Source organism: Zavarzinella sp., assembly GCA_041399155.1.
Taxonomy (GTDB): Bacteria; Planctomycetota; Planctomycetia; order Gemmatales; family Gemmataceae; genus JAWKTI01.
In genome coordinates, this window is the sequence record JAWKTI010000001.1 from 1,899,929 (window position 1) to 1,926,161 (window position 26,233).

A 26,233-nucleotide genomic window follows, 5' to 3' on the forward strand; every position below is an offset into this window, starting at 1 on the left:
TGTAAAATAAATGTGTCTAGTATTGGAGAGTAGTGGTGCAGGCATCTGAAACACTTGCGAACCATCAGCGGGTCCAGCTGACAGTTGGTGCCAGCATACGTACTTGGATGTATTATGCCCCACATTCAGCCGCGGATGAATCACTGCCTTTAGTGTTGATGCTCCACGGTGCGGGCGGGAGCTCCATTTTTTCCGCTACAGAAACCGGCTGGTCGAAACTGGCAGAACACGAAAAATTCGTCGTGGTTTATCCCGATGGCCTACCACCAGATAAAGAAAAACCTGCAAAGTTTCTAACGAACCCACAAGAATGGAACGATGGATCTGGACGTGCACTTAATCACCAAGATGAAGAATTTATCATTAAACTAATCTCATCTATGCTGGATCGGTATCCGATTAATGCACGAAGGATTTACTTAACAGGTTTCTCTAACGGCGCGGGAATGGCTTTTCGCCTTGCCGCACACCATCCAGAACTATTTGCAGCGATTGCCCCAGTCGCTGGGCATTGCTGGCTGGAAAATTCACCGTTCGTGCGACAGATTCCCACCTACTACCTGATTGGTGGGGCAGATCCATTAATGCCAGTGGCAGGTGGTGTTACACGCACCCCGTGGGGGAAAATTGAAAACAGACCCTCTGTTTTGAACTCATTAAATCGGTGGCGAACCATTTTGCAGCTGCCCCATTTGACTTCATTAGAAAACACTCATCAAGATGGTTTTCAGATACAAATCATCCCCAACCTGGGGCACCACTGGCCAGGTGGTGCTGGTCAGATGGGCGAAAAATTAGGTGGACCGCACCACAAAGAGATTGATGCTACCCAACTGATTTGGGATTTTTTTCAAAAACACTCTTTAAAATCAAGGAGAACTGACCAATGAAAACGATCCGAATTGGTAATGGGTGCGGCTTTTGGGGCGATAGCATTGACGCACCAAAGCGATTGGTGCGGGCTGGGAAACTGGATTACCTGACTCTGGAGTATCTTGCTGAATTAACCATGTCGATTCTGACTCGACAGAAGCAAAAAAATCCACAGGCAGGTTTTGCTCATGATTTTCTCACCGTTTTACGTTCTCTTGTGCCAGAGTTGATTCAGCAGCCCCACCTGAAGATCATTACCAACGCAGGTGGGATGAATCCAAAGTCTTGTGCCGAGCAGGCACTCGCACTTTTGCAGGAGAATAATTGCCCACGTGCGGTGGGAGTGTTGTCTGGCGACGACATTTTGCCCCACCTGGACCAGTTTCATGCTGCCGGCGAGCACTTTACGAATCTGGACGATGGCAGTCCGTTTGAATCGATTTCAGGCAGAATCGTCAGTGCCAACGCCTATCTGGGTGCCCCACCGATTGCAAAAATACTGCAGGCTGGGGCTGAAATAGTGATCACCGGCCGTGTTGCCGATGCATCGCTCTGTTTAGCACCGGCTGCCCACGAATTCGGTTGGGGTTGGCAGGATTGGGACCGCTTGGCCGCAGGAATTGTCGCTGGCCACCTGATTGAATGCGGTGCCCAGGCCACGGGCGGATTGTGGTGCAACTTTCAGGAAATTTCAGATTTTACCAATATCGGCTACCCGCTTGCTGAATTGTCTGAAAATGGTGAGTTGATTATTACCAAACCAGAAGGCTCCGGCGGAGCTGTGAATACTGAAACGATCGCCGAACAGTTGCTGTATGAAGTTTTCGACCCGGAACAGTATGTGACGCCTGATTTGATTGCCGATTTTTCCTCGGTTCGATTATGCCAAAATGGCAACAATCGAGTATCTGTCCTCAATACCCGCGGCTTACCAGCAACATCGACCTATAAGGTGTCGATGGCTTACCATGATGGCTATCAGGCGAGCAGTACGCTGGTGATTCTGGGACCAGAAGTTACTGCGAAAGCACGATTGACAGGGCAGTTGATTCTTGATCGGTTGAAGTCCGCAGGTTTCGAGTTTCAGCGGACCCACATCGAAGTTCTTGGGGCGGGGGATTCGGTTCCGGGAACACTTGTCGCAGGAAAACCTGTCGATGCGGTACTGCATTGCCGTACACGACCCTGATCGAAACAAGGTGGAGCGGTTCACCAGAGAAATTGCCTCAATGGTTACATCAGGCCCGCCAGGAATCAGTGGCTACACTTCGGGCCGAGCAGCCGTGCGGGACGTATTTGCATACTGGCCCACATTGGTATCCAAACATCTGGTGGATCCCCTGGTTCAGTACGAAATTCTTGAAAAGTAGGTGAAGCATGCCGTTACTTTCAGCAATTGCCCACGGCCGCAGTGGAGATAAAGGAAATCATGCCAATATTGCCATCGTTGCATATTCCACTGCAGGTTATGATTGGCTAGTGGATCATTTGACTGCCGAGAAAGTGAATCAATACTTTCAGGCACTTGGACCACAAAAGGTCACCCGTTATGAAATCCCCCACCTGAAAGCGCTCAATTTTGTTCTGCGAAATGTGCTGGCTGGGGGTGCTTCGCGGTCGTTACGCAGCGATAGCCAGGGAAAATTGCTGGCACTTGCCCTGCTGCAGATGGAAATCGAATTACCAGAAGATGCGAAAGAGTATTTTCGTCCCAAGGAGATGGCAGAGTGAACAGCCTCAGCACGATTTCAATTTCAGACAACGTTGCCATTGTTACTCTAAACCGGCCAGAACAACGAAATGCCTTATCTACTGCGCTGATCCGTGAACTCATCTTCACGTTTCAGCACCTTGCCACACAGCCGAACATTCGGTGCGTCATTCTAACGGGAAATGGGTCTGCGTTCTGCGCGGGTATGGACCTTGCGGAATTGCAGGCAGGAATCGAGGCACCGGAAGCAGATATTTGGCACAACGCTCAAATACTGGCACAGCTGTACGAATTAATTTATCACTTCCCATATCCGACAATCGCAGCCCTCAATGGGCACGCAGTTGCAGGTGGGGCGGGACTCGCTTCGGTGTGCGACCTCGCTGTCAGTGTGCCTGAAACCAGAATTGGCTATCCGGAAGTTCGACGAGGTCTGGTCGCAGCGATGGTTTTACCCCACCTGTTACGACTGGTGGGAGAAAGAACCGCTCGCTATTGGTTGCTGACAGGGGAACTCTTTGCAGCCAAAGAAGCATTTGATGCAGGATTTCTCAACGCAATTGTGGAACCACCCGAGTTACTATCCACCGCCAGAAAGTGGGCAAGCTGGTGCTGTCAGGGTGGGCCAAAAGCAATCCAACGCACGAAACATTTATTAAATGCCTTCTCACCCAGCGCACAATCAATCACACTTACAGCACATGAAAGTGCCGAACCACGATTAGGCACAGAATGTAAAGAGGGATTGAAGGCGTTTTTCGACAAAACAGTCCCATCCTGGTACTCACCAATGAATGACAAGTAGTTACCAATCCAACACAAAATCGTGAAAGCGGGTTTCTGCTTCAGCTTCATCTTTCGCCTGAAATAACACACTACAAACTGGTTGACCAGGTTCGATCACCGTGCCAACCTGCGGGATATCTGCAAGATGAATTTGCCCAGCATGATCTTCTTTTCGATCGATCCACCACGGCAAAGACTGTTGCATTTGCCTGGTAACCTTCAACGGAGTAATGGCATAGATTATTTTCTTGGCGAACAGAGACTCATTTCCTTTCGCTGAGGGTGGTACGACATGTTTTCCTAGACACGCTTGAACGTGATAACCAACTGCTGATTTGCCTGACCATGCATCCCACAATTCCATCGATGCGGTGTAACGCGGGTTAACTTCCAGCAGATAACATTGCTGCTCGTGAATCACATAATCCACGCCAAACAATCCCCGTAAGCCTGACTTTTCAACGATAAATTGCCTGATAATGTCGAGGAAATCAGATTCAATTGAACTCAAGGCAACTGGTCCAATATTTCCAGCATACAAAAAGGGCAAATCGGGTGTTTGCTGATGATATAGCTGAAAAACCCCTAAAAGATTAACCATCACTTTTGAAGCGAGGAATGCTGCCGATCGCACCTGCCCAGTCAACAATTTCTGGTAATAGCCACTTTCACCATGAGAAGAGTTTGCCGAAACGATTCCCAGACCACCACTACTATGGTACTTCTTAAACAACCAGTTTTCCCCACCAGAAGCGGGAAAGGAGTGAGACATTTCTGGAAAAGAAACGTTGTAAGGAAGCAACTGCTGCTGTAACAGAAATGGATCTCGAAATTGTTCTGGGTGCTGACAACCAAGCAACTGATTTGTTATGCATGCATCCGCAATCAAATCAGCATAGTTCTCCAGCCCACCGGAATAGAGCCAGGGTATTCCCACATATCCGCGAAGAATTGCCAGAAAACCATGGGGGTAATCTGAAAACCCCAATCGTACAATACCAGCATTCATAGCCAGGCAATCAGCATCGGTAAATAAGTCTGCACCAATCGCCTGGATTCCAGCATTGCGTGCCGATTGAACGGCTGCCCGAATGCTGGCACCCACAATCACCAATTGCTGAATCATCGATCTATTTGCCGAAAATTTTCAGAATTGAGAAATAATCATCCGTCCACAGGCCCACGTTCGGATTTGATTCGAGGCTTGTCCAACGGCTGTCCTGCTGTAAGGCATTTAATGCCAGGGGGCTTTTTGTCAGTGCAATCCAAGTGGAGGGATTTTTACCAACGATATATCCAGGCTTGTTTTCATCAGTACCATGGTAGTCGGTCATCACGATCGCCTTTAGCCCTAGTTCCGTGGCAATCCTTTCCACCACTGGTTCCAGGTTGAGATAGCGGTTAGAGATATGAATCCCCACAATGCCGTTTTCTTCCACATGGTTGAAGTAGAGTTCCACCGCCTGCTTGGTCAACAGGTGTGGTGGGATGGAATCGGAACTGAACGCATCGACCAGAATCATCCCCCAGCGTTGGCTGGAGCGTTCCAGGCTCAGGCGGGCATCGCCCATATCAAATTCCAGTTGTACCCCGGCATCTTTTGCGTCCTGAAGATACGTAAAATACTTGGGTGGTTCAACTACTTTGCGAACCAGTGGGTCGATTTCAAAAAAGGTCATTTTCTGATCTTTCTCACCGTAGGCTGCCAACGTCCCCGTTCCCAGGCCAATGCAGGCCACAGAGCTGTTTTTCAGAACACCCACATCAAGCAATTCGTGGAAGGATTCAAACATATCACCAACAGCAGCGGTGCGGTGGTAATAACTCAACGGGATTCGACCGGGGCGATCACGGGCATCCTGGGTTTCCATCAGTCCAGCCATTGCACTGATTGGATCACCCGCACCCAGTGGCATCAGTGCATCCATAATTGACAGCTCTTTTGCATACAGGTGCTGGTAGCCATGCACCGTGCTGCCATGGGACATGACTCGAAGTTTCAATACTTCCGTATCTGATTCATCATCTAATTGAATTTTAAACGCACCATAATAACTGCGGAAATTGGCTGCTTTCAAATCAGGATCTTTGATTCGAGCTTCTTCCCGATAAATGTTCAAATACATACCGAGAAAAATGCAGGTAATGCATACTGCAAATCGAACTGGCCGTTCTACAAAGAGATAACTGACCAGCAATGGCACACCAAACAAGATTAACAGTGGGCCCGATTTGTTTTTTGCGATTGCTCCTACACCAATCGCGTTGAATACGGCCTTAAATCCAACGACAATTTCGTCAAAAAATACGTACATCAGGCGAACACTGAGCAAAATACTGAGACCAACAATCACCACGATAATCCATTCATTACTTTTCGCAGGTTCCTGCTCTTTGCCAGCAATTATTTTCATTGCAGGTGGAATCAGCACCGCACAGACCATCAGACCGACATCGTATTCCACAAAGGTAACAAATATGACCGGTGCCACGATGGCATTGAATAAGCCCCCCAGCATGCCACCGATTGACATGTACAGGTAAAATTGAGTCAGATAAGTCGTGGATGGGCGCAATCGAACCAATTCACCGTGGCACATGAGTGCGAGAATAAAGAAGCAAAACACATTCAAGCCAAGTTCGATCCAGAGGTTCGGTTTTACGTTCGATATTTGCAAAAAAACCAATAACAACACTGCAATCGGTGCGATGATGCTGACGACCTGGTGAACCGGCCCACCCACCGTTTTGGAAAAGACGATCACAAATGTCAGCAGATAAAGCGACAGTGGGATAATCCAAAGCATGGGAGCAGACAGAATGTCTTGTGTCAGCTCATTGGTGACACTTAACAACAGACTGGATGCGGTGGCAGCAAGTAGCACCCACCTGCCCTTTCTGCCCCACGTGGGTGCGGCTACACCTTCACCTAATTTATTAGGTGCGGGTGCGATGGTGCGACGCACTGGCAACCACCAGAGGGATGGGATACAGAACGCCATCAAGCCCACAAACAACATTAACACGCCAGACCAGATCCAGGCCTGATCATTCACACGAAATTCAGGCTCAATGAATAGTGGATAGCCCAACAATGCGATGAGGCTACCTAAATTGCTGGCACCATAGAGAAAATAAGGATCATCCGCAGTGCGGTGGGCGGTATGGGAGAACCATTTTTGCAGCAGTGGTGCCGTCGTTGACACCAGAAAGAATGCAGGTCCAATTGCCACCACCAGTATTTGCAATACCCCTAAAACCGGTAATGAACTTCCCTGTGGTGCGAGTGCTTTTGCTATCGGAATTGTGGTAGATGGTTCGGTAAAACTGGCACTTCCGGCCTGATAGAGCACCACCAGTACCACCACAATTCCATGGATAATAATCTGCTTCCGCAAACTGGGCATACTGCCCAGGTAGTGGGCGTAGAGGTACCCCAGAAGCAGGATAATCTGAAAAAACAACATGCACGTATTCCAGACACTCGACGATCCTCCCACCAGAGGGAGAATCATTTTGCCAATCATCGGTTGCACCAGAAAGAGCAGCACCGCACTGGTGAACATGGCCAGCCCAAATCGAAGCGCCATAAAAACTCATTAGAGAAATACGTGGTTACTTATCTGTTGGGATAGGTAGTAAACGCGGGAAAAGCAATCAGGTCTGATTGAATGAGAAAAATGTGCTGAATTCTCATTTTTTTGACAATTTTGATGCCAGATCTGATATTTTAGATCTGGCAATAATTTCAAATGCGTTTAGCCCAATAACTCTACTAAAAGATTGTTCTGCGGATAACTATGCCCCAGGTGTTGGCGGAAACCTTCTGCAAATGGGACACCTAGAGCTTTTCCTTGTGTTTCTGCCCAGTGCTTCATCGCGATGATGTAATCATCAACTCCATGGTGGCGAATTAACCACTCCCGCTGACTGGCGTGGGCAGCGAGCATTTTTTCCTTCAAAGGAATCTGTTCAGTGATATTGAGGCGAAATTGTGGAACAATTGGTTGCCCAAAAACATCCTTTCCTTCCAGTGGATCACAATAATACAGGTGGGGGATATGTTCCAGAGGTGCGTGCGACCATCTATCGAACAAGTAATTTGGGATCGGAGCGGCAAAAGTTGCCCCGCGTACGGTGCGGCTGGTCATTTCATGGTCCATGTGGTAGTCGTCCGGGCTGTGGGTGATTACCAGGGAAGGACGTACGGAGACCATGAATTGAACTACTTTTTCCATCAGGGCCTCGGAGTAGATCACTCGCAAGTCCCTCACTTCCAGGCACGTATATTCCGCTCCCATCAGTGCAGCTGCGTTCGCACCTTCCTGCCGACGAATTGCTGCAATCTCTTCTGGCGAATGTTCGGTGGACCCACAATCACCAGCAGTCATTGTGGCAATGTGCACCTTCCACCCATGTTCCTGCTGCAGGCGGATCAGCGTTCCAGCACATAAAAATTCGGCATCGTCGGGATGAGCCAGAATGGCAAGCGCGGTTTTCGACATCGATCACTCTCTTTAATTGTGGAAAAAGGTTTGCATGAGTAAATTGTTATGAAAGAGCAGCTAATCTGCTATAGGAGCTGCCATGGCTGTTTTTCAAATCTGTGAATACGAGGTGAAAAAGATGAAGAAAAAATGAAAAAGATCAGCGATTGATACCCATCTTTTCTTTCACAGTGAGTTTGACTGGGTCTGGAATCCAGGGTTCATTATCGCTTGGTCGGAAACCATCCAGTGGGCCCGGAAGTGGCAATGGGCGTTGCCCCGATACTGGAATCACTTCTTTTGCTAAATCGGCAATTGGTAAAATGCTGCTGAATGACACTCCACTGGCAGCACCAGAGCTGATGTTGAGCCAGTCAAAAATAAACTGACTGGCCTGTTTGCGGGTAAATTGATCACGCTCCATTACCAGTTGATTATATAACATACTGGCTTCGTAAATATTTTCCAGATAGATGGTCAGGTCCCGGAAACTACGGATTTGTGGCCCCACCTGCTGGGTAGAACCATCACCGGCAAACTGGCTGATCAGAAGGATTTTCTTCCACTCATCAAACGCTTTTTCATAAAGTTTGATTGCCTTGTCAGGACGTAATTCAATCCGACTGGCAAATAAAGCTTCCTGCTGGAGACGTATGGCCGTTAATGCATCAGTGGTACTCAGTGTCTGAGATTCCACCAGGAAATAATCGAAGTTGGTCGTTCTGCGGCCATACACGTGTCTTTGCAACCGCCTGTGGGAGAGAAATTCTTCGTAGAGGTCGGGATTATTAATTTCTTCTGGGGTCGCAGCAGGTGTTAACGTATCCAGGCTGATACCAGGGTGGCGGGCAACATACCGCTTTGCTAACTCCGTCCAACGTTTCAATTCATCCGCATCTTTCACCCAGCCAGAATCAGTACCATGCTTTCGCCAACGCGCGTAAGCTTCTGTCCAGGCAGCTTTTGCATTCCCTTCCGTTTTGAGCACTACCCGCGAACTCTGATCGTTGCTCTCAATCCATGGGGCTCGATTCCCATCGACGCTGTTATCAATGTCCCACCCTGCATCATCCAACCAACCTTCTTTCGTCAGTTTTTCGGCATGATAAGTCTGGGCACGCATTGGCTGTTGGCGGAAAATGATCAACGCCGGTCGTTTTGGCATGCGATATTTTCGCTTATCAAATTCCCCATCCTCAACGGAAGGATCAGGATTTGGTGGAGGAACAATATTGTTGGATTTCGTAAACCAACCGCGCTTTTTTACAAAAGGCGTCCGACTGGTGGTCCCTTAATTCCACATTCCAGGGAAGTTCATTCACCTGATGTCCAGGATCATATTCTGGAAAGACAGGAAATTGTTTTAAACGCGTTGCTAATTCCGAACTGCCTTTAATGTATCTGCTTGGAATTGAGCGATTTCTCTTCAAAAAATCGACCACATCCAGAGGGCTTTCAGCGAGAGTCTTGTATTCACCGCGATCCATCCGAATAGCACTTTCTTTCAGACGGCGAATCAACTGTGGATTTTTCCGGCAGAATTCTGTAAAAGCCTGCTTGTTGATTTCGCCATTTTCAGGATTAATCAATCGTTCACTGTTCCGATCTTCTTCCGTCATGCACGACATCTGATAGAGGCATCTCAGTGTCGTCACTTTATCCGAAACGCTGAACTTGTTCTGGTAATAAAAGCCCATATTCCAGCGTAAATCAGGATTACGGCGGTTTTGGTCTTCACCTTCCGCAAGAATGTTGATCCCACGGGCGATGTAATAATACATGTCATCCAGTGAATCCATTTCCACTGAAACGTTGTAAGCGATATTCCAGCTTTGGAATAACCATGGCGAAGTAAAGTGAGGTTGCAGAGTCGTGATCGATTTGACTGTTGTATCCAGCTCGTTCCATTCATGCTTTTTTGCCTTCTCCATGGCATAATTCCAGAGACCGCAAACTACGATCCCACGAGTACCTGTCAGTAACAGATTAATTGCCGCACCACTCAATCGGGTATCGCCCTGGCTAAGTTCAGTCAGTTCGAGATATTCTGCCTGGCCATCAATTGTTTTCGAGTAGATGGCATCGCCTGCTTCGCCCATGGGCACACGAATCGTGCCACGCACCAGCAAGGTGCAGACAAACAGAATAAACATCCCTGCCAGGTAGTATAATTTCCGTCTACTGACGGCTTGTTGATAAATATTTGCCATTGGTCTATCCTATACTTTCGTCATCCCGTGAAGGATTAGGCTGCAATTTCCCGGGCTTTCATGATGTAGTACGCTGAAACAAACCAGCACAACAAATAACCAAATAACATCAAGCTGTTCAGAAAAATCAGTTCGAAGTTAATATTGAAACCATAAGCCAAGTAATCGAAAAAACTGTACCTGGTGGTATCTGGCAGCACATACTCAAATCGGCGTAACACCCACCGATAGCCTTTGTCCATCAGTTGTAGAAAGGCATTAGCAGAATTACTTTCCAGTTCAGCAGCGGCAGTTTTTCTGGTAAACAGACGCAATGCAGATTCAGTCGGTCCACCACCCGGATTCTCACCGCGAGCAATGCTGATGATAAAATCAATGAAAGTACCAGCTACTATCAAGCCCACCGTGATTAAGAGACTGATCACACCAGAAAAATAAGTACTCAGAGTTACCGCAAGTGCTATAACCAGCACCAATCTTAACCACAAGCCATACGCGCCTTTGTAATAATTCAAGGCAAAACTGCCATTGGATTCCAACAGGTATAAATCGTGCTTCGCCATGCCGAGATACTGGCTGGGTGTATCACACCGCACTCTGACCTGAAGGCGGGTGCCGGGAATCCCTTCGGGGCCCGGTGGAGGCGAGCCGTTTAATGCGTTTTTGAAAATGCCCGGTGGGATGGGGATTGCCTGTGTATGGTAGTCTCGAATGTTCTGATTAACGTAAACATAGCGGCCATATTGTTGTGCTAACTCATCGACCTGCTTCCAACGATCCTGCTGGTTAGGTAATGAATTTCGCACTTTTTCTACTTTCAGATCAAATTCGTCCTGCTTCGATGGATCCCAGTTGTGGGTCACCACTTCGACACTCATCAGCACGTTAATCCGCTCATCACCTTTGGTGGTGCGGTAAATATCAAAACCACTTTCCAGTGGAATGGATTCCAATCGAGTTAAACTGCTCGGAAAGCTGCTGAAGTGCCAAACTGCACGCTCAGAGCTACGACCAGTAATGTATTTTCGGTAAGCTTCTTCGCGACCCACGTCAACACCAGTAAATGCCGCCTGACGAGAGGTGAACTCCAGACGATCACCATAAAGTGCCACACGAGCTTTCATCGTTTCTTCAACGGCAGCCTTTGGTAAGGTTGAAGTATAAAGAAGCAATAAACTTCCAGTGGACATAATTAACAGAGCGATAGTTAATAGCCCCACATAGCCCAAAAATCGCCCCAGGATAATTTCAAAACGCTGGACGGGTTTAGTAACAATCGTGTAGATCGACAAGCTCTTGATGTCGTTAGGAATACTGAAGCTAGCAAGCAGTACTGCAACAGCAATTAACAGTACAGTCATACCGTTCATTGCTACCTGAATCAGGGTTTTTAACTGGTCTTCATCCTTGTCTTGAAAAAACCAGCCAGACGGAAAGAATGCTAGCAACAGAAATCCAAAGAAGACCAGGAAAACCCTCTGACGAATTGCTTCCAGAAAACTGAGTTTGGCAATTGCAAAAATCCGACGGAAACTCATTTTCGTGCAGTCAAGAATGAAGGGCCACAAAAATGCAGCCAAACCAAACAATCCGCCAACACGCAATGACCAATTAAATATCAGATCTTTGCTGCTCGACTTACCTGCGATGATCGCTGCACGATCTTCCGCAGAGAGATTTTCCTGGGTGACCGTTCCCAGCAGAAAAATCGCAATCAGGTAGCTGACAATTGAAACCGCTGCAAAAGCAAGCTGCGGAATATCCAGACGTTGATTCTTTCGTTTGCCATTACCAGCATCAACATAGATGGGGTTAACAAACGCATGAATCAGCCAGAGAATCACAGCAATAATGGAAAAGGCACCAGCGTACTCCACCATCAGCAACAGCAGACGAGGAATATCTCCAAACCGTTGAGGCTCAAATTCAAACTTCATTACCCCAAAAATGGGAAGGAGCGAATCTTGCACCGTTGAGTTCCTTGTTGATGTTAAATTGTGGGTTACTGTTTATCCGTACGCATGTAACGACGACCTGGACGATCTTTACTTTCCTGAATGACGCGTTTGAACAGGTCTTCAAGTGTGGTGGTGGGGTGACCGATCGATTCCACCTTACCACCATGCTTTTCGATCAAGACTTGCAGGTCTTTCTTTAATTCATCCGTAATTGGCAGGCCGGTGGCACGCAATTCCATGCGGGCAGAATCCTCCACCAGTTTGCTGACCATACCTTCTTCCTGAAGGTCGCCGTTGTATAAAATCGCGATGCGGTCACAGACATCCTGCACATCGTCCAGACGGTGACTGCACATCAGCACCGTTTTCCCCTGATCCCTCAAATTGTGAATCAATTCCTTCATCCAGATGGTACCCAGTGGGTCCAAACCGGAGGTGGGCTCATCCAGAATAACAAATTCGGGGTCGTTGATCAGTGCTTGAGCAAGTCCGATCCGCTGACGCATCCCTTTTGAGTATTCTCGCAAGGTACGGCGTTTGTCGTTTTCCAGACCCACCAATTTAATCAGTTCGGCACTACGCTCCCGACGCACTTCGGGTGGCATGTCAAACAGGCGGCCGTAAAAGTCAAGCGTTTCTTCCGCATTCAAAAAGCGATACAAATATGATTCTTCTGGCAAATAGCCGATTTTCTCATTTTTGCGAACATCACCTGCAGGCTGGTCAAAAACAGTGGCATCGCCAGAGGTGGGGAAAAGGAGGCCCAGCAGCAACTTGATTGTTGTCGTTTTGCCTGAACCGTTGGGGCCCAGCAAACCAAAGATTTCGCCCCGTCGAATTTCCAAGTCTAGGGCGTTCAGGGCAACTTTTTTCTTGCGGCCCCAGAAATCTTTGTAAATCTTTGTCAGGTTGCGGGTTTCGACAATATTACCCGTCTTGGACACCGGAGCCTTCCCCTGTGGTTCCATTGTTGCAGCCATTCATCTCTCCAAGACACCCATGCGTTGACTGAAATACGTTCAGCACCCGCCTGCTGGTTCACGCAGGTGGGGCAATTTCCACCATTTTTTTCATGATAGGAATCTTCGAGAAGCCTGATTAGTTGATTCGCCCAGAGAAAGTCGATTTTTCAGATCTTTGGGTGTCTACTATCCCACAGATGCCATAGTCGAAACAATTCCGGCAACCGTGCGACCTGCTCTGGTTATTTCCTCAACGGACTGTTGTGCGTGAAAGCTGAATCTCAGAGATGACCGATTTTTCTCCAATGGCACCCCAATTGCCTTCAAGACTGGGGATGGCAGCAACGAGCCACTGGAACAGGCCGAACCGGCAGAACAGGCAATACCAGCAAGATCCAGTTTAATGAGAAGCATTTCCGCACGGCACCCGGGAAAGGCGATGTTGACCACATAAGGTGAACCATCAGTGGGGCTATTGACCTCATGTAGCGTGCCTGAAAAACAATCCAAAAATTTTTGCTTTAACAGACTCACTTGAGCAAAATTCGCCGTAAGTTCTTTATTAGCAATAGTTAAGGCACTGGCCAATCCACAAATCAGTGGGACACTTTCGGTACCAGGTCGCTTACCATGCTGCTGGTGCCCACCGTGCAGTAAAGGACGCAATTTTAATGATTTTTTCACAATCAACAGCCCAATTCCCTTAGGGCCACCGAATTTGTGCCCGCTGGCACTAAGACTATCAACATGAAGTTGTCGAAATGAGACTGGGATTTTTCCCACACCCTGGGCGGCATCGCAATGCACGACCATTTGTGGGTTCAATCGCCGAATCTCATGGGAAAGTTTCGAAACTTGTTGAATCGCACCCATTTCGTGGTTCACTAATTGAAGCGTGCTAATCCCGGGTTGATCCCCAATGTTCCTAATAAAATCTTCATGATTAAGTTGACCATCGGACTTGATCGCACATTTAGAGACTGTTAAATGTGATTTTCCAAGATATTCCACGGGTGCAAGCACGCACGGGTGTTCTAAATCAGATGTGATTATCTGACGTGCATTGTCTGGCATAAGTCCGAAGATTGCCAGATTGTTTGATTCCGTGGCACCACTTGTAAATAAAATCTCGTCTGGGTGGGCATCAAGACAGGTCGCGATTTCTGCAAGAGCGCTTGTCAACCACTGCCGGGCAACTTTCCCCACGTGGTGGGGACTGGACGGATTCCCAAACGCTTCCACGCTGGCACGATGCATCACTTCCAGCACTTCTGAACGTGTAGGTGTCGTAGCGTGATGATCCAGGTAAATCATGTTGACAATTGTTGATTACAAGACAATTATTTTGATTTTTCTGCCACCAAAACCGTCCAAAGCATACATTTCCATACGCAATCAATCGTGCTGAATCCCGCCTGTTCTAACCAGTTGATTTGATCTCTCAGTCGATCGTGGTGATCGTGTTCCTTTTGGTGGGACATCCAGGAATCCCACTCGGCTCTACAGGAACCTGCGTGCATGCTCGCCTGATACCATTGATTCATTTGTAGCTGGTAGAGACGATCATTGTCACCACGGAACTGATCCGCAAAAATGAACACCCCACCTGGTGCCAGCCAACGTATTATTTTTGCGAAAAGTTGCTTCTTCTGCTCGGAATTCAGATGGTGGATTGCAATTGCTGAAGTAACCACCTGAAATGAATGATCTGGAAAATCCAAATCATTCATATCGCAACATAAAAACTCGCATTTCCTCATTTCTGGCAATGAATGCTGGGCAACAGTCAAAGAATCTTGTGACAGATCCACCAAGGTCATCTTGGATTCGGGATACTTAGCTGCCAGCAATTTGCTTAAGTTACCTGTACCGCAGCCCAATTCCGCCACCGTAGATGCGTGGAAATCAGGCAGAAAATCAACCACCGTGCGTAACATTTCCGGATATTTTGGAAAGCATCGCAATATTGCGATATTATAATCTGTAGCAAGTTGGTCAAAAAACTGGCCCACAGAATCCGAAAGAGCCACGGTACTCTCCCTAATTATGAAGAAAAACTAATCAACAACCAGCACAGAGTGAGACGGAATGCCATCCAGGAGTTGCTTGCCTTTCAAAAAAGCCAGCTCCATCAGGAAGCCGCAAGCTAGTATTTCCCCACCTGCATTGCGAATCAGTTCGATTGCTGCTCGCATTGTCCCACCAGTGGCCAGTACATCGTCAATCAGCAGCACTTTATCGCCCGGTTTCACCGCATCGACATGCATGTGCAGTTCCGCACTGCCGTATTCCAGATCGTATTTCAAACTGTGGGTGCTGTAAGGAAGCTTTCCTGGTTTACGCAATGGCACCAACGGCCGTTGCATTGCCAACGCCAGTGGGGCAGCAAACAAAAAGCCTCGAGCTTCCGCAGCCGCAATCACATCTGGCAAAGGATCAAGAAAAGGCGCGGCCAACTGCTGCACCGCGTGCTGAAAAGCCTGCGGATTGCTGAGCAGTGGGGTAATATCCTTGAACATGATCCCCGGCTTGGGAAAATCAGGCACATCGCGAATATAATCGAACAGATTCATGTAGTTGGTGGTCCAAATGCATAACGATCAGAATCGTTCTAGGCAAAATGTTGTTGTTCGGCGTGCTGAATTCGACGATTGGCAAACAATCGCACAATTTAACCAGGCCCTTGCCGCTGAAACTGAAAGCAAATTCCTGCCAGACGAACTGATCGTTCCTGGAGTTCAGAAAGTATTTTCCGACCCCGCAAAGGGACAATACTTCGTTGCCTGCCATGACTCATTGGTGGTGGGCCAGATGATGATCACATTCGAGTGGAGCGACTGGCGGAATGGCTGGTTCTGGTGGATTCAAAGTGTCTACGTACGCCAGGAGTGGCGAAGACAGGGCATATTCAAACAAATATTTCAATATGTTGAGCAGTTAGCCCACGAGCAAGGCGATGTGGTGGGCTTACGGCTCTATGTTGAAAAGGAAAATCTCGTCGCACAGACAACTTATGGGGCGTTAAAAATGTTCGATTCGGGCTATTACATGTTTGAAAAGAAATTGCAGAGCAAAGAATAATGAATGAATTCTCATTCATTATTTGCAGACAGGACCACAGGAAATCGGTTTGCAGCCCAGGCGGCAATGAAACAGTTTCTTGAAGAAACCGCCAAAAGGACCTTCGTGGCAGCAATCCCCGCAAACTGGTTTGCAGCAGGTGGTGGACTGGATGCTGCAAGCTGGCTTGGCTGCACAAGGATCTTCACATGGATCCGCACACACAGGTGCAGGTGCTGCACATGCTTCGTAGGTGCAGACCCAACGTGGCTTACGCACACAGACATCGTAGCACTTGGTAACCGGTACTTTCTTGCAAACGGTATGAGGAACCATTTCAGTAACACAATAAGGCACTTTCACGCAAACGGTGTAAGGGACTTGTTTGCAAACGGTGTAAGGAACTTTCTTGCAAACCAGTTCTTTTTTCATCACACAAACGGTTGTGTGAACCTGCTTCACCGTTTCACATTTCACTAAACGACAAGTAGTCACAGGTACCAGCTTTTCGATAGTGGTAGGCACCACGCGGGTAACAGTGTATGGCACGCGTTTCGTGTGCACTTCTGGCACCATCTTCTTCACGGTGTAAGGGACCTGACGCACGTGAGTTTCCTGTACCATTTTGGTGGTGGTGTAATTCACTTGACGGGTACAGAAGCCACCTTCAACAAACGAGCGACCATCGCCGCCATTTGCAGTACCTTCAATTGCCCCACCATTACCACAGCAATACATGCCACCCTGGCCTTTGGTCAGATTAGCGCATGCACCGTTATCTGCATAGCAGCCACGGACAGTGCGGTATACCTGGTAAGGAACTCGCTTGTTCACTGTTTCTTTCACCATCCGGGTGGTGGTGTAAGGAACCTGTTTGGTGTGGGTTTCTCGAATCGTTCGAGAAACTGTCACTGGAACAGTCTTGGTGTAGGTGTAAGGTACCTTTTTGCAGACTGTTACAGGGACTTGTTCGCAAATTGTCCGACGAACGGTACGGGTGCAAGGTACTTGCTCACACACAGTGCGGTATGAACATACCTGACGGGTACGTACTTCCGAAGGCCCACGACAGAAGCGGATTTTTGAACCACACTGCTTCTGAGTGGAAAGACCGGTGCAGGGATCGTAACAGCACTTGTATTCCGGCACTTTCTGCAAGGTCAGTTTGCCAGGAACGCAGTAAGTTTCGCAGCGAACTTCTGGAATCTTGCGGGTAACGGTCTTCATTTCGGTCACTTGTTGACAGACAGTACGAGTGCGGGTCTGCATCGTGGTGCAGGTCACATCACGATATCCTGTGCAGCAAATTGTCCGCATTTGTGTTTCGCACACTGGGCGGCAGGTGGTGTAGCACACGGTGCGATATTTGGTTTCGCATACCGGACGACACACAGTTTCGCAGCAATCGCGGTAGTGGGTTTCGCAAACAGTCTGGCACACCTGGAACTTTTCAGTCCGGCAGTGGGTTTCACAAACTGGCTTGCAAACGGTGTATGTGCACTGTTTGTAATGCGTTTCGCAAACTTGTTTGCAAACAGTGTACTGGCAATCGCGGTAGTGTGTTTCACATACCTTCCGATTCACCGTTTCGCACACTTTCTGCATGTGTGTTTCTTTTACTGGCTTGTAGGTAACGCACGGAACTTCCTTCATCACCGTCTGATAGCAGGGACGACAAACTTCTTCCTGCACAGTGCGGTAATGGGTTTCCGTGCAATTCCGATAAGCCGTTCTGTTTTCGGTGCGATAGCAGGTTTTCTGAACAGGCTGCATCACCGTTTCTTTCACAGTTTCGTAACAGGTGTGAAACCGTTTTTCCATTACTGTGTCATAAACCAGTTTATAACTGGCTTTGACGTGGGTATTACAATCGGAAAAATTGACCTGCGGATCGCCACAGTTCTTGTCACTCTTACAAGCCCCGAACAGACCGCCTAACGCTGCATGAGTAGTATTGACACTACCCAAAGCAAGGGCGATCATCCCAATTACGCCCAAGCGAATCTTCATGAATGCCTCCTCACCGGTCTTCTTGTCCGGTTACAAAAACTCCTGTTGCCCCACATTTATCCAGTGGGGTAGCGCGGTACATCAGCCGAACTTGCCAAGGTAGGAATACCGCGCAACACATGGAATCATCATCGACTGGGTAAATTGGGAATCCCAGACGCAATACGCAATTGTGGCAAGGATTTGCCGTCAGACGGCGTGTTATGTTTTCTGAAACGGATGTGCGCTGTGATTTAAGGATGCAAGTTGTAACAGTTGTAACAGACATGCCAGTGGTACAATCATTTTCGTAAAGCTATTATGTTAATCAACTTAATAGGCATTCGTTTTTTCCCATATTTTTGAAAGTGGCACTCTCCAAATTGTCAGCGGGATCTATTTTTTCTGAATGAACACCCCACCTGAAGTGTCGATCATCGTGGTCAATTACAAGACCGCGCGACTCGTTGCCGATCTGCTGCAAAGTATTGCTTTGCAAGTACTTAGCGAAGCGAACATCCACGTGATCGTCGTGGACAACGCCTCACCGGACAATTCCTGGGTGGAGTTACAGTCGATGCAGGCGTCCCACAAATACCCGTGGGTGCATTTAATCCAAGCTCCCCACAATCGTGGCTTTTCGGCGGGGAACAACGTGGGTATTCGATATGCTCAACAGAAGTTTCCGAACACTCACTTCTTCCACCTGTTGAACCCAGATACATTAGTCCACGCAGGAGCCATTCGTGAACTTGTACAGGCATTTGAACAATACCCCACGGTGGGCATTGCTGGAAGTCGAATGGAAAACCCGGATGGCAGCTTTCAGACAGGTGGCTTTCGTTTCCCAGGTATCTTTTCTGAACTTGAGGAAGCAATCCGCTTTAAGTGGTGCACACGATTACTCGCTCGCTGGCAGATTATGCTGCCTGATTCCGCTGTAAGTACTTATTGTGATTGGGTTTGCGGTGCTTCCATGATGATCCGGCGGGAAGTCATTGAAGAAATCGGCCCGTTTGATGAAGATTTTTTCCTTTATTTCGAGGAAGTAGATTTCTGCCACCGTGCTGCCGATGTTGGCTGGAACTGTTGTTACGTTCCCTCAAGCAGAGTCACCCACCTGGAGGGTCAGGCAACCGGAGTTACTGGGAAGCAGGCAACTGCAAAGCGTCGGCCGAAATACTGGTTTAATTCCCGTCACCGTTACATGAACCGGCACCTGCCAGGTGCAGCGTGTGCCTTTGCCAATCTTGCACGTCTAGTTGGGCTGACGAGTTGGGAAATCCGCAGACGAATCCAGAAAAAGCCATCTCACTTACCGGAACGGTTCTACCAGGATTTCATGATGGATATCGTTGAAAGAATTTAATTCTAAGTACTTACGAATGAACCATTTACAGTTTATTGCCGCAGGTCGAATGCTGCCATCTGCTCTTCATTCCGAACATACAGAATCCCGTCAACAATAATCGGTACAGTCCAGGTTTTTGGCCCACGTGTCAGTGCGTCGATGCGACCGATTTCTCGGAATTCAGTTTCTGTCGCATCGACCAGAACAAGTTCCCCATATTCCGTCAGAATAATCAGCACTCCATCACTGGCAGCAATTTGGCCATGGCCATACGCCTGACCTTTCTTTGCTCTGCGGTCGTCTCGCCATTTTTGTTTCCCTGTGGCCAAATCCATGCACTGCATCACACCATCATCAAGTCCGTAAAGGTAATCACCGTTTTTGTTCGTTAGCCGTACGGCGGGGGACATTTTCAAACGCATCACCTTGTTCGATGTGCGGTATTTTTCCTTCACCTGCCACTGATTTTCCGATTTGGTAACATTGATGCATACGCCTGCAGCACCATACCCAGCACCGATGAATATCGTGTGATCATCGATCACCACCGGTTGGGCAACATTAATCCCCATATAAGTGGGGAAATGAAAACGCCACAGTTCTTTACCATCAGATAATTGGTGGCCAGCAAGACCATCAGCATCAAAAATGAGAATCTGCTCATCTTCGCCAATTTTCGCAACTTGTGGGGAACAATACCCAGCCTGATAACTTCCTGCCTGCCACTGTAACTTACCTGTATTGCGATCATAAGAACGCACCGCACTGCCCTTGCTGGCTTCAGTCTGGGAACCAGGATTAACAATCACCTGATCTCCAATCACTAGCGGAGAACCACTCATCCCCCAGGTAATATTTTCATTGTTTTCTAATGTTTCAACAGCCCACTTCTGCTTGCCATTTTCGCCATCAATACAAACCAGTTTTCCGGTGGCACCCAGTGCGAATACGTCGCCATTGGCAATTGTGGGCGTGGAACGCGGTCCATCCCCACCCAACCGTTCGGAAAACAGAGCATTCCAGCCAGAAGTCCAGATTTCTTTGCCGTTTACAGCCTCGTAACAGACGACCATTTCCTGATCTTCGCCATTTTCATTTTTTCGCTGTTCCAGCGTGATCAGGCAGCCGTTTGCAGTAACAAACGATGCATATCCCCCGCCGACGGGTTGCCGCCAAAGCATTTTCGGTGGCTGCTTATCCCAATTATGAGAAAGCGGTGGGCCATCGTAGACACCACCACGGTCGGGGCCACGATACTGAATCACATCTGTCGTGTTGGGGGTTAATTTTGCAACAATAGTCGACTTGCCCTGCTCTTCCCGATGCTTTTTCAAGCGTTGTTCGTGACTCCCACCAAAGAAAGTGTTCAGCACCCAGTCGCGGTAACGAATGATTGGGAAAAACTCCCCATCCATCGACACGTAAACGAGGAAAATGTTTGGGACACTAAAAATTACTACTAGAAAGGCTGCTCTCCAGACAATTTTTGGCTTTTTCTGCACCAGTACAAACCACACCAGCGAACTGATCAAGGTGATAAAAAATACCAGCTTCATCATATTTTTGTTGGATGAATTGCTTGCCATGATGCCGGTTTGCCACAGCAGCAATAACGCCAACGAACAAACCACCATCAGAATCAATGGAACGATTCCATGAATTTTTCCAATACGGGACTTCCTTCGACACCGATGATCGATTAACATCTTGATACCCACCCATGAGCCACAAAAACTCATTATAGGCTAATCAGGACAGTGAAAACCTGTTGTAACGATCATGACGATGTCTCCTGAAACCCAAATCGCCCGATTGATGATGCAGCACCGTACAACGCTGTATGGGTATATTTTTGCCTGCTTGCGGGATCACAGCGATTCAGAAGATGTACTGCAACTGGTGACAATTGCGGCAATGGAATCCTGCCACCAACTGCGGGATGAAAAAGGTTTTCTGCCATGGGCAAGAGAAATTGCCCGTCGCCGAGTTTTAGCCCACCGTCGTTCGAAAGCAAAAGAAAAACCGATCGATCCGGAGTTGGTGCAGGCATTAACCGATGCGGCAGATCGCGTGGATAAAAAACTGCCCGCGACACCACAGCAATTGGCATTACTTGAATGCCTGGATCACCTCCCACCCAACAGTAAGCTGCTGATCATGGAGCGGTACGATTCCCAATCGGGAGATGCCGAACACCTTGCAGCTAAGTTCGGGAACACCGTGCAGTCAATTTATGCACGGATTAAACGGATTAAAATTGCATTGCGAAAATGTGTTGAACGTCGCATCATGGAAGAAAGCACCCTGGATTTGTGAGAAAATGATGAGAAAAGCGTTGCGATTGATAATCTGTACCTTCTGTTTTGCCCCAATTTTTGCCAACAATTCATACGGCGGTGAGGAAGAATTTCGTGTTCAAATACGAAAGCGGACTGCTGATGAGCAAAATGCCAAGATAATCGAAGAAGAAGTGTTGATCAATTCCCAACGCACCGCAGTAATCGTTTGCGATGTGTGGGATGCCCACCATTGCCTGAATGCGGTGAGGCGGGTCGAAGAAATGGTGCCCACCATGAATAAGTTCATTGAACAAGCGAGAAAGCAGGGTGCATTGATCATCCATGCCCCTTCCGATTGCATGAAATCCTACGCAGGCACCCCGGGGCGAAAGCTGGCACAAAATGCCCCACCTGCAAAAAATCTGCCCAAAGATATCGGGAAATGGTGCTACCGCATCCCGATTGAAGAAAAAGCCAAATACCCCATCGATCAATCGGACGGTGGTGAAGACGATGACCCCAAAGAACATGCAGAATGGCATGAAAAATTAAAGGCGAAAGGACTCAACCCCAAAGCACCATGGAAGAAACAGCACGCAGGGATCACCATTGATGCCAAAGATGCCATCAGTGATTCTGGTGTTGAGATCTGGAATCTGTTGGAAACGGAAAAACGGGGAGTTGTCATCATTCTGGGAGTTCACACCAATATGTGCGTGCTGGGGCGCCCATTTGGGCTGCGACAAATGGCCAAGAATGGCAAACAGGTCTTCCTTGTACGAGATTTAACCGACACCATGTACAACCCCAAAATGGCCCCATTCGTCAGCCATTTTGAAGGCACCCAGTTAATTATTGAGTACATTGAAAAGTACATTTGCTCCACCTTCACCTCAAATATGATCCTTAAAGAAGGAAAAGAATTTCGCTTCAAAGGTGATACCACACCCCGAAAGTAACCAGAGAAATCGATTCAAAAAACAAAAAAATATTTTTCACAAATCATTGCAAATGAAGGATTTACGTCGATTTCAGAAAAATTATCGCAAAAAAATCAGTAAACAACCAACATTTTTGAATGGATTTAGTTATACTTGTTAAGTGAATTAATTTTCACTTTAATTCATCCACGGAAATCGTGGGGATGGCTTATTCTGGCCCACACAATCAGTTCAGTGGGTGGTATTCTGCCATCCAGAGCTACCGATGATAAGATAACTTTTTGATATCTTCCAGGAGATGCAACGATGATGCGATTGAAGCTATTCTGCTTTATGGTGTGCGGCCTGATGCCGCTTGCAATGACGGTCGCTCAGGAAAAGCGATCGACAACAATCAAAATCTGATTCCCAAACAGCCAACAGAAACAGAATTAACGATTGAAGGAAAAAAAGTGGAGCCACCAGACAGCGTGAAGGATGGACAGCGGCTCATCGAAACTCCCCCACTCGAGCTGGGGAAGACCTACGCATACAAAGTCTCTGTGGTGATCATTCCCAACAACTACACCAAAATCTTTCGCAACCGCGAAATCACATTCAAAGCAGGCGAAAATGTTACTTTGGATATGACCAAAGAAGACAAAGCCACAGACAAAATCGAAGTGCGCTGGGTGCCCACACCAGACGATATTGTGGATAAGATGTGCGAGCTCGGCAAAATCCAGAAAACTGATGTCGTCTACGACTTCGGTTGTGGGGATGCAGTGATGCTGATCCGTCCCATCAAAACGGGCAAAGCAGACAAAGGGGTGGGCATTGACATCGATCCCAAGATGGTAGCGATTGCTAAAGAAAAGGTGAAGGAAGCCGATTTAGAAAAGAAGATCATCATTAAGCAAGGTGATATCCTTGATGTGAAACCACAGGATTGTGCGGATGCAACCTTAGTTCTGCTTTATATTGGTGATGATCTGGGTGCACGCCTGGGACCGGTGCTGCAAAAATCATTAAAGCCAGGTGCACGCATCGTTTCGCACCGCTTTACGCTGGGTGACTGGAAACCAGAAAAGACAATTGAAGTGATAGGTGTCGATGGCGACAGTTACACGTTGCATTTATGGACAATTCCGGATCCAAAAAAGAAAACCGAACCGAAAAAATCGGGAAAGTAAGCCTGCTTAAAACTCGATTGTTCGAAGATTTCTAATGCCTGCCCTCATCGGAATCCACGTTGCCAGGATCGTTGCAATCAACCCGACAGGCATGCCAGCAAATGCCCACCATGGCAGGGGGTTATTGCCTGCTGTAACACTTTCCCGTGTTACGGACATGTGGTAAGGCCCACAGGTTATCGCAACGATGAAAATAAGATAGCCCAGCGAAATCAGCATGTTGATGGTGCCACCAAAACCAAGAACGATCCGTGATGGGTCTGTTTCGCGGAAGCTGGGTAACAACGCACTGAGGCCAACGCAGATCCCACTGAGACCGATCGCGGTAAACGCAATTACGCAAATGTGAACCAGCAAGGTCAGCCAGGACATGCCCAGTAGCAGATCGCTGAGCACCATGATCGTGCCTGATAGCAGTAACGAACCGGTCAATGCGAATGCAAACTTGCCCCACAGTAATTGATCTCTGCGTAGTGGTAATAAGCCTAGAATCCAGAACCGCTTCCCTTCCAGGCTGATCAAGGGGTAGATGAATCGGCCCAGGAAAGCACTCATGAGTAAACCAGACGCACAGAGATTGATCAGACTCAGGAAGTGCTGATACAGGATGGGAATATCGGCTTGAAAAAACTGGCGGGAATTCACCACGGCCAGCAACAACAAACCGATGAAAATGACCAGTTGCCCCACCTGGGAAGGATCGCGGCGAAAGGTGCGAAAATCTTTGATGATTAACAGGCGGATTTTCGGATCCAGGTAACAGACCAACAGATTCATCAGCGAATCTAACCAGGAACTGCCATACTTTCGCCGTTGATCACCACCTGTTGCAAGACGATTGTACCCACGTCGATAGAGTTTGCGTGCCAGATATGCGGCGACGAGGTAAGCCATTAATCCGTTTGACCATAGTAGTGCGAGCGACAATAAGGCATTCTGCCAATGGCCATGAGCCACCTCCACCAGTCCATGTGCTATCCACTGACTTGGTGAGAACGGCCCACTTGGGCCGGTAAACATGTCGAATACGCTTTGTAATTGATCGCGATTGTTCAGATTGTCTTTGGCAATCGAAATTGTTTGATAGACCCAATAAGCACCAGCGGCAACAGTGGCAAAAATAACCAGCAGCAGCACCTGCTTTTTCCGCTGGGGCAAGACATTAATCAGCACCAGTGCCAGAATAGAACCCAGCGCAGCCGGCAAAAGCACATAACCCAGGATAAACAAAGGCAGCATCAGATAGTAATACCACATAGCCTGAAAAACAATGCCGTAAGACACCAGAATGGGCCCACCAAGCACAATGAATGCCCAACTGCTGAAGATAATCGACGAGCGGAATTTGAACGCAAAAATCTGGTCTTCCCTGGCGGGGGTGGTTAACAGAAATCGACATTCTGGACTGTGAAATAGGCCCGCATACATCACCAGACCAGCGGAAAATACAAGCATCCCACCCAATGTAAAAAACAGGATGTTGAAAATAATTTCCACAATCGGAGTTACAGGAAACTTCAGTCGGCTGAGAAAATCAAAGCCAAAGTACCCCAGAACAAAAGCAGCACCAGCAATGACCAGGCACGACAGAAGCATTGTCAAGACTTTGGTACGTTGCCCACGGAATAATCCTTTGGTCGACTGCCGCCAGATTGCCCAATGGAGCTGCTGAAAAATAGTGCTTTGCTGCACGGAACTCATGTTACCAGCTCCGGTGCGGGGTCATTGACTTCTTCGGTCAGCTTGAGGAACAACTCTTCCAGGGATGCATCCGAATTGACCTGCTGGCGCAATTCAGCCAGAGTACCACAGCCGATCAGCTGACCTTTTTCTACAATTGCAATGCGATCTGCCAGTTCCTGGGCAATATCCAAGGAGTGCGTAGATAAAAATATTGTTGTGCCGCGGGCAGTTTCTGTTTTCAAAAGATCTTTCAGCAACCGAATACTTCTGGGATCCAGCCCCACCGTGGGCTCATCGGCAATCAGCAATTTCGGCTGATGAATAAACGCAGCAGCAAACACTGTCCGTTGCCGCATCCCATGGGAATAGCGTTCGGTGATATCATCCACAAACTCTGTCAGTTCGAACTGTCTGATCACCGTTTGCAATCGATCGGCGATGAAATCGCTCTTCATTCCATAGAGATTCGCAATGAAGGTCAAAAATTCTCGCCCTGTCAATTTCTCGTACAGAAAGGGTTGATCAGGAACATAACTGATCAATTGACGTGCCTGTTCACCATGGGTCTGGACATTGAACCCCCCAATGGTAATCGCACCTTCAGTTGGGAAGAGCAGGCCACACATCATTTTGATTGTCGTTGTTTTCCCGGCACCATTCCGACCAAGAAAAGCGAACAATTCGCCTGGGTGAATGGAGAAAGACAAGTCACGTACAGCAACTTTATCGCCATATCGTTTCCAGACGTGGTCGACAGTAACCATGTAGGCC

General features: G+C 47.9%; 23 protein-coding genes. 9 read left to right on the plus strand and 14 right to left on the minus strand.

The window, feature by feature from the left end; genetic code table 11:
• Nucleotides 1–35 precede the first annotated feature (35 nt).
• From R3B84_07870 to R3B84_07885, 4 genes are all read left to right on the plus strand, one after another.
• Nucleotides 36–890, plus strand: coding sequence for a PHB depolymerase family esterase (locus R3B84_07870; GenBank protein MEZ6140472.1), 855 nt, complete (start codon nucleotides 36–38; stop codon nucleotides 888–890).
• Complete coding sequence (locus R3B84_07875) at nucleotides 887–2,062, plus strand: acyclic terpene utilization AtuA family protein (protein MEZ6140473.1); 1,176 nt, start codon at nucleotides 887–889, stop codon at nucleotides 2,060–2,062. Before R3B84_07870 ends, R3B84_07875 begins: the two co-directional genes overlap by 4 nt.
• Nucleotides 2,063–2,250: 188 nt before the next feature.
• Nucleotides 2,251–2,604 (plus strand): hypothetical protein, encoded by a 354-nt coding sequence (locus R3B84_07880; GenBank protein ID MEZ6140474.1) that lies wholly within the window; start codon nucleotides 2,251–2,253, stop codon nucleotides 2,602–2,604.
• Complete coding sequence (locus tag R3B84_07885) at nucleotides 2,601–3,389, plus strand: enoyl-CoA hydratase/isomerase family protein (protein ID MEZ6140475.1); 789 nt, start codon at nucleotides 2,601–2,603, stop codon at nucleotides 3,387–3,389. The genes R3B84_07880 and R3B84_07885 overlap by 4 nt, the downstream gene beginning before the upstream one ends.
• Here the strand turns inward: R3B84_07885 and R3B84_07890 are convergent, their stop codons facing one another.
• The 10 genes from R3B84_07890 to R3B84_07935 all read right to left on the minus strand — a co-directional run bounded on the left by R3B84_07890 (nucleotide 3,390) and on the right by R3B84_07935 (nucleotide 15,560).
• Complete coding sequence (locus R3B84_07890; protein MEZ6140476.1) at nucleotides 3,390–4,496, minus strand: ATP-grasp domain-containing protein; 1,107 nt, start codon at nucleotides 4,494–4,496, stop codon at nucleotides 3,390–3,392.
• Nucleotides 4,497–4,500: 4 nt separating this feature from the next.
• Nucleotides 4,501–6,960 carry a hypothetical protein gene (locus R3B84_07895; protein ID MEZ6140477.1) on the minus strand — a complete coding sequence of 820 codons (2,460 nt, stop codon included), beginning with the start codon at nucleotides 6,958–6,960 and terminating at the stop codon, nucleotides 4,501–4,503.
• A 168-nt stretch (nucleotides 6,961–7,128) separates the two neighbouring features.
• Complete coding sequence (locus R3B84_07900) at nucleotides 7,129–7,875, minus strand: PIG-L family deacetylase (protein ID MEZ6140478.1); 747 nt, start codon at nucleotides 7,873–7,875, stop codon at nucleotides 7,129–7,131.
• Nucleotides 7,876–8,017: 142 nt separating this feature from the next.
• The gene (locus tag R3B84_07905; GenBank protein MEZ6140479.1) at nucleotides 8,018–9,022 is read right to left on the minus strand and encodes a hypothetical protein; all 1,005 of its coding nucleotides are present in this window, start codon (nucleotides 9,020–9,022) and stop codon (nucleotides 8,018–8,020) included.
• Nucleotides 9,023–9,065: 43 nt separating this feature from the next.
• Complete coding sequence (locus R3B84_07910; protein ID MEZ6140480.1) at nucleotides 9,066–10,067, minus strand: hypothetical protein; 1,002 nt, start codon at nucleotides 10,065–10,067, stop codon at nucleotides 9,066–9,068.
• A 35-nt stretch (nucleotides 10,068–10,102) separates the two neighbouring features.
• A complete protein-coding gene (locus tag R3B84_07915) occupies nucleotides 10,103–12,037 on the minus strand; it encodes a hypothetical protein (protein MEZ6140481.1) in 1,935 nt (644 codons plus the stop codon).
• A 32-nt stretch (nucleotides 12,038–12,069) separates the two neighbouring features.
• Nucleotides 12,070–13,005 (minus strand): ABC transporter ATP-binding protein, encoded by a 936-nt coding sequence (locus R3B84_07920; protein MEZ6140482.1) that lies wholly within the window; start codon nucleotides 13,003–13,005, stop codon nucleotides 12,070–12,072.
• Between the two features lie 168 nt (nucleotides 13,006–13,173).
• Complete coding sequence (locus R3B84_07925; GenBank protein MEZ6140483.1) at nucleotides 13,174–14,301, minus strand: cysteine desulfurase family protein; 1,128 nt, start codon at nucleotides 14,299–14,301, stop codon at nucleotides 13,174–13,176.
• 26 nt (nucleotides 14,302–14,327) lie between these two features.
• Entirely contained in the window at nucleotides 14,328–15,017 is a 690-nt protein-coding gene (locus tag R3B84_07930; protein ID MEZ6140484.1) for a class I SAM-dependent methyltransferase, read from the minus strand.
• A 27-nt stretch (nucleotides 15,018–15,044) separates the two neighbouring features.
• A complete protein-coding gene (locus R3B84_07935) occupies nucleotides 15,045–15,560 on the minus strand; it encodes an adenine phosphoribosyltransferase (GenBank protein ID MEZ6140485.1) in 516 nt (171 codons plus the stop codon).
• Nucleotides 15,561–15,576: 16 nt separating this feature from the next.
• Between R3B84_07935 and R3B84_07940 the strand changes: the two genes are divergently transcribed.
• Complete coding sequence (locus tag R3B84_07940) at nucleotides 15,577–16,068, plus strand: GNAT family N-acetyltransferase (GenBank protein MEZ6140486.1); 492 nt, start codon at nucleotides 15,577–15,579, stop codon at nucleotides 16,066–16,068.
• Between the two features lie 18 nt (nucleotides 16,069–16,086).
• Here R3B84_07940 and R3B84_07945 read toward each other — a convergent pair whose 3' ends face one another.
• Nucleotides 16,087–18,057 (minus strand): hypothetical protein, encoded by a 1,971-nt coding sequence (locus R3B84_07945; GenBank protein MEZ6140487.1) that lies wholly within the window; start codon nucleotides 18,055–18,057, stop codon nucleotides 16,087–16,089.
• Nucleotides 18,058–18,445: 388 nt separating this feature from the next.
• Between R3B84_07945 and R3B84_07950 the strand changes: the two genes are divergently transcribed.
• The gene (locus R3B84_07950) at nucleotides 18,446–19,405 is read left to right on the plus strand and encodes a glycosyltransferase family 2 protein (GenBank protein MEZ6140488.1); all 960 of its coding nucleotides are present in this window, start codon (nucleotides 18,446–18,448) and stop codon (nucleotides 19,403–19,405) included.
• A gap of 32 nt (nucleotides 19,406–19,437) precedes the next feature.
• Here R3B84_07950 and R3B84_07955 read toward each other — a convergent pair whose 3' ends face one another.
• The gene (locus R3B84_07955; protein ID MEZ6140489.1) at nucleotides 19,438–21,006 is read right to left on the minus strand and encodes a PQQ-binding-like beta-propeller repeat protein; all 1,569 of its coding nucleotides are present in this window, start codon (nucleotides 21,004–21,006) and stop codon (nucleotides 19,438–19,440) included.
• Nucleotides 21,007–21,172: 166 nt separating this feature from the next.
• Between R3B84_07955 and R3B84_07960 the strand changes: the two genes are divergently transcribed.
• The 3 genes from R3B84_07960 (at nucleotide 21,173) to R3B84_07970 (ending at nucleotide 23,779) form a co-directional block, all read left to right on the plus strand.
• Nucleotides 21,173–21,703, plus strand: coding sequence for a sigma-70 family RNA polymerase sigma factor (locus tag R3B84_07960; GenBank protein ID MEZ6140490.1), 531 nt, complete (start codon nucleotides 21,173–21,175; stop codon nucleotides 21,701–21,703).
• Nucleotides 21,704–21,722: 19 nt separating this feature from the next.
• Nucleotides 21,723–22,625, plus strand: a complete 903-nt coding sequence (locus R3B84_07965) for an isochorismatase family protein (protein ID MEZ6140491.1) — start codon at nucleotides 21,723–21,725, stop codon at nucleotides 22,623–22,625.
• A gap of 263 nt (nucleotides 22,626–22,888) precedes the next feature.
• Nucleotides 22,889–23,779, plus strand: a complete 891-nt coding sequence (locus tag R3B84_07970; GenBank protein MEZ6140492.1) for a class I SAM-dependent methyltransferase — start codon at nucleotides 22,889–22,891, stop codon at nucleotides 23,777–23,779.
• Nucleotides 23,780–23,785: 6 nt separating this feature from the next.
• Here R3B84_07970 and R3B84_07975 read toward each other — a convergent pair whose 3' ends face one another.
• Nucleotides 23,786–25,480 (minus strand): hypothetical protein, encoded by a 1,695-nt coding sequence (locus R3B84_07975; protein ID MEZ6140493.1) that lies wholly within the window; start codon nucleotides 25,478–25,480, stop codon nucleotides 23,786–23,788.
• Nucleotides 25,477–26,226, minus strand: coding sequence for an ABC transporter ATP-binding protein (locus R3B84_07980; protein ID MEZ6140494.1), 750 nt, complete (start codon nucleotides 26,224–26,226; stop codon nucleotides 25,477–25,479). Before R3B84_07980 ends, R3B84_07975 begins: the two co-directional genes overlap by 4 nt.
• Nucleotides 26,227–26,233 lie beyond the last annotated feature (7 nt).

What these genes read in the sequence shown, in the direction of transcription:
- R3B84_07895 (MEZ6140477.1), bottom strand. Translation starts at nt 6,960, where the DNA reads ATGGCGCTTCGATTTGGGCTGGCCATGTTCACCAGTGCGGTGCTGCTC.
- R3B84_07875 (MEZ6140473.1), top strand. Translation starts at nt 887, where the DNA reads ATGAAAACGATCCGAATTGGTAATGGGTGCGGCTTTTGGGGCGATAGC.
- R3B84_07980 (MEZ6140494.1), bottom strand. Translation starts at nt 26,226, where the DNA reads ATGGTTACTGTCGACCACGTCTGGAAACGATATGGCGATAAAGTTGCT.
- R3B84_07935 (MEZ6140485.1), bottom strand. Translation starts at nt 15,560, where the DNA reads ATGAATCTGTTCGATTATATTCGCGATGTGCCTGATTTTCCCAAGCCG.
- R3B84_07960 (MEZ6140490.1), top strand. Translation starts at nt 21,173, where the DNA reads ATGTCTCCTGAAACCCAAATCGCCCGATTGATGATGCAGCACCGTACA.
- R3B84_07910 (MEZ6140480.1), bottom strand. Translation starts at nt 10,067, where the DNA reads ATGGCAAATATTTATCAACAAGCCGTCAGTAGACGGAAATTATACTAC.
- R3B84_07945 (MEZ6140487.1), bottom strand. Translation starts at nt 18,057, where the DNA reads ATGAAGATTCGCTTGGGCGTAATTGGGATGATCGCCCTTGCTTTGGGT.
- R3B84_07975 (MEZ6140493.1), bottom strand. Translation starts at nt 25,480, where the DNA reads ATGAGTTCCGTGCAGCAAAGCACTATTTTTCAGCAGCTCCATTGGGCA.
- R3B84_07950 (MEZ6140488.1), top strand. Translation starts at nt 18,446, where the DNA reads ATGAACACCCCACCTGAAGTGTCGATCATCGTGGTCAATTACAAGACC.
- R3B84_07890 (MEZ6140476.1), bottom strand. Translation starts at nt 4,496, where the DNA reads ATGATTCAGCAATTGGTGATTGTGGGTGCCAGCATTCGGGCAGCCGTT.
- R3B84_07900 (MEZ6140478.1), bottom strand. Translation starts at nt 7,875, where the DNA reads ATGTCGAAAACCGCGCTTGCCATTCTGGCTCATCCCGACGATGCCGAA.
- R3B84_07905 (MEZ6140479.1), bottom strand. Translation starts at nt 9,022, where the DNA reads ATGCCAAAACGACCGGCGTTGATCATTTTCCGCCAACAGCCAATGCGT.
- R3B84_07920 (MEZ6140482.1), bottom strand. Translation starts at nt 13,005, where the DNA reads ATGGCTGCAACAATGGAACCACAGGGGAAGGCTCCGGTGTCCAAGACG.
- R3B84_07940 (MEZ6140486.1), top strand. Translation starts at nt 15,577, where the DNA reads ATGCATAACGATCAGAATCGTTCTAGGCAAAATGTTGTTGTTCGGCGT.
- R3B84_07880 (MEZ6140474.1), top strand. Translation starts at nt 2,251, where the DNA reads ATGCCGTTACTTTCAGCAATTGCCCACGGCCGCAGTGGAGATAAAGGA.
- R3B84_07925 (MEZ6140483.1), bottom strand. Translation starts at nt 14,301, where the DNA reads ATGATTTACCTGGATCATCACGCTACGACACCTACACGTTCAGAAGTG.